This window comes from Rivihabitans pingtungensis (assembly GCF_003201855.1).
GTDB classification, from domain to species: Bacteria; Pseudomonadota; Gammaproteobacteria; order Burkholderiales; family Aquaspirillaceae; genus Rivihabitans; species Rivihabitans pingtungensis.
The window spans coordinates 1-2,748 of record NZ_QJKI01000048.1 but is presented as its reverse complement, the minus strand read 5'-3'; the positions used below and the strand labels follow the sequence as shown (position 1 = coordinate 2,748).

At 49.9% G+C, this 2,748-nt stretch carries 3 protein-coding genes; all 3 read right to left on the bottom strand.

Going from position 1 to position 2,748, the window contains the following annotated elements; all coding sequences use genetic code 11:
* Window positions 1-54: 54 nt before the first annotated feature.
* A complete protein-coding gene (locus tag DFR34_RS17440) occupies window positions 55-516 on the bottom strand; it encodes a hypothetical protein (RefSeq protein ID WP_211309471.1) in 462 nt (153 codons plus the stop codon).
* 229 nt (window positions 517-745) lie between these two features.
* The gene (locus DFR34_RS16650) at window positions 746-1,354 is read right to left on the bottom strand and encodes an HNH endonuclease family protein (protein WP_211309470.1); all 609 of its coding nucleotides are present in this window, start codon (window positions 1,352-1,354) and stop codon (window positions 746-748) included.
* Window positions 1,342-2,634, bottom strand: a complete 1,293-nt coding sequence (locus DFR34_RS16645; protein WP_110392272.1) for an AAA family ATPase — start codon at window positions 2,632-2,634, stop codon at window positions 1,342-1,344. Before DFR34_RS16645 ends, DFR34_RS16650 begins: the two co-directional genes overlap by 13 nt.
* Window positions 2,635-2,748: the final 114 nt, after the last annotated feature.

Below are 2,748 nucleotides of genomic sequence, written 5' to 3'. Positions count from 1 at the left end.
CGCTTCCGGCGTTTGGCCAGAGCTTACGAGAAGCTGCCGCAGACGCTGGCTGGATTACATTACGTGGCGTTTGCCATGTTGATGCTGCCGCACCTTCCTGATGTTGTTGGGATGGTTCAGAACATGCTCTAGCCTTACTTGCGGAAGGCCTGTTTCAAAAGTATATGGGCTGCTTAAATGTGCATGTAAGTCTTGAAGTGTTTTGGTGTTTTTGACTAGCAGGTCACTAAAAAATGTAAACGTAAATGCATCTTGATAAATCTCTTCAAGAAACCTTGATCTAATTTCCATCTTGGGTTTATTTGGGTTTGACGGATTTTGACTAATGCCTGCATTTGGTGGCCCTAGCGGGATATCACATGTTAACTCGCCACCCAATCGGCTAAAGTAGGCCGCATTAGTTGATTGCAATAATCTACCTATTATTTTTTTGGAGAACTGTTCTATTGCTCCAGAATTCATAAATTCAAACTCTTCTGCCAGTCGGAGTTTTTTGATTTCATCTTTAACATTCATTTTCTAATCTTTAAAAAATTGAAGTATATTAGCAATCTCAAGCGCCAGGGTTTTTAACGGCAAGGCCGCGCAACTTATCCAAATTTGTTCTGCAAAAGCTCTTGTTATGGTGTTTCAAAATAAACATCTTTCATATGAAAATTTTAAATAGCTAAGCACAAAATTTACTCAGGTGAACCATGGCATCCTCCAGCCAAAAGCATTAGATATGACCTTCCTTGGCGCTCCGTCATAACACCCCCTGACGGTTTGCTTCACCCCAGATAAAAGGTGACAATTTCCTCAGGTAGTCTGAGGGAAGCTGATACTCCAGATACTCCTGGTACAAGCGCGCCCGCAGTTCCCGACATGCAGGATCATCCAGGCCAAGCCGTTCAATGGTTTGCTCAACAATACGTCTTGGCTGTGCGGCCAAGTGCGGATTTGGATAAATATGCCCAGTAGACAGTTGCAGCCAGAATGAATTGGGCGCAAGAAAGAATGGGTCCAGTACATCGTTGTATTCACGTTTCCGGCTGTTCATGGTCGAGCAGGCTAAGCGATAGTTGCTCCATTCGTAGGCCTGCCCCGCAAGGCTGGATTTGGCGATGAAGTGATCCACACTGCCAGCGCCCATCACGCGCTCGAAAAACACCCCGATGTATGCACACACTCCGCCATATGCTTGGTGTAGGTCGGTCAAGCAGTCGCGCCAATACGGCGCTATTTCTGCGCTGGCAGGCAGAGGTTGGTTGAGTAAAAATCCGTGCTTGTTAAGATAAGCCAGGCCTTTTTTGCGAACCTTGGCATCAAAATCAGCGGGTTCGGGTTGTGCTGTCACGGGGATCATTTTAGCCACCCTTGTTTTTCGCCAACGTAGCGCCAGCGAATCCAGAAGGGGTCTGTATCGCCTAACACGGTGCGCAATGCTGCATCCAGGGCTTTTGCCTGTGCGGCGTCAATCACTTCTTCAGACAGGATTTTTCCTGCTTGCTGTAACAATACTTCAGCTTCCAGAGAGCGTGCGCTAGCCATGTCAAAAGCGTCGCTGACCAGCCAGCGGGAAACGTCGCCCAGGCGCACAAATTGGCGTTTGGTGAACGTGACTGAGGCTTCGCGATGTGCGGAGCAAATTAAATCAAGATCCCACCAAGCGTCTTTTTGCGGGTCGAATTGGGGTTCGACGGAGGCCATCACCAGTGGGGAATGGGTTACGGCAATCAGCTGGACTTCTGCCGACGTGGTGAGTTTGGCCATCACCTGCATCAGCGCAGGGATGACGGTTCGCTGCCATCTTGGGTGAAGATGTGATTCCACTTCATCAATCAAAAAGGTGGCTTTTGTTTCTGGCTCTTCGCCCAGCAGTTCTTTGGCTTTCAGGTGTTCTTCCCAACACCACACCAAAAAATAGGCCAGTGCAATCACGCGGCGCATGCCAGAGGATGCATGCACCACCGCCACATCTTGCCCGTAAGGCATTTTCAGTGTGGGCATGTCGCGCACGTCATCCAGGCTGATGCGCGTCAATGCGCCTGCTTGCAGTGGCTCAGCAGGGGATGGCGACAATGCAGACAACACGGCAAGCAGATACTCAAAGGCGCGGCCTTTTTCTTTTTGCCAGCCTGCCCAGTCGCGGATCAGGCCGTTGCACAGCCAGGCGCCATCATCACGTTGCAAGCCATCCCATACTTCTTTTGGGCTGAATACATAGGCGGGCGGGCGGTCTGAGCGTTCTTCTGTTTTGTTTTTCCAGTAGTTGCGCGCAGGGTCCCACACGGCAAAGCTGCCATCGGCCATGGCATAAAAGACCATGCCAGGGTTGGCAGGCCGACCACGAGGAATGCTCCAGTTTTGCAAGCGAGGGTCAAAGTCAATCGCGTGCGCCTTGGTTTTTGACGCGCCAGTAAACGAGAAACCAATTTCAGCTTTTTGTTTTTTATCCGTCGGGAGCGCCACTTTGCCGGCGGTCAGTTTCGGGTTGACTTCTGCCGGCCACTTTCGGGTCATCGCCCACCAAGCGATATCCAGCAAAAAACTTTTGCCCAATCCGTTGTCGCCAGTAATTAAATTCAGTCGATCAGCAAATTCCAGCTCAATATTGGCCGGGCCGACATTGGTGATTTTTAATTGTTTGAGCACTTGCTGGTTCCTTCTGTGCTAGAGCCTGTTCTGAACTATCCCATAGCGGTAAAATCCAAGCCCCATGGAAAACCGCAAACCTTACCCATCCGATGTCAGCGACGAAGAATGGGC

Coding starts and splice junctions, on each gene's coding strand:
- DFR34_RS17440 (WP_211309471.1), bottom strand. CDS start 516: ATGAATGTTAAAGATGAAATCAAAAAACTCCGACTGGCAGAAGAGTTT.